At 69.1% G+C, this 679-nt stretch carries 1 protein-coding gene; it reads left to right on the plus strand.

The window, feature by feature from the left end:
• Positions 1–44: 44 nt before the first annotated feature.
• Positions 45–679 (plus strand): triose-phosphate isomerase (tpiA, locus tag AC1D01_RS37530; protein WP_477875012.1); only part of this gene is annotated, 635 nt, incomplete at its 3' end.

Consider the following 679-nt stretch of genomic DNA (forward strand, 5'->3'; position numbering starts at 1 on the left):
CTCCCCGGCCTCACCGTCCTCGACGAAAGCTAGGTCCCCGCACCATGGCTCCTGCCTCCACCTCCCAGCGCGTCCCGCTCATGGCGGGCAACTGGAAGATGAACCTCGACCACCTGCAGGCCACCCACCTCGTCCAGAAGCTCGACTGGACGCTGCGGGACGCCAAGCACGACCACGGTGCTGTCGAGGTGGCCGTGCTGCCGCCGTTCACCGACCTGCGCAGCGTGCAGACGCTCGTCGACGGTGACCGGCTCGCGATCAGGTACGGCGGGCAGGATCTGTCGCAGCACGCCAGCGGCGCCTACACCGGTGAGATCAGCGGTGCCTTCCTCGCCAAGCTCGGCTGCACCTACGTCGTCGTCGGGCACAGCGAGCGTCGTGAGTACCACCACGAGAGCGACGAGACGGTCAACACCAAGGTCGCCGCGGCATACGAGCACGGTCTGACCCCGATCTTCTGCGTCGGTGAGGGACTCGAGATCCGGCAGGCGGGCACCCATGTCGAGCACGTCCTCGCGCAGGTGCGGGCCGGTCTCGAGGGTCTGCCGGCGGACAAGGCCGCAAGCATCGTCATCGCCTATGAGCCCGTGTGGGCCATCGGCACCGGCGAGGTCGCGACCCCCGACGACGCGCAGGAGGTGTGCGGCGCGATCCGCACGGCGCTGGCCGAGCTCTACTC

Source organism: Rhizobacter sp. P3_B12 (assembly GCF_056402895.1).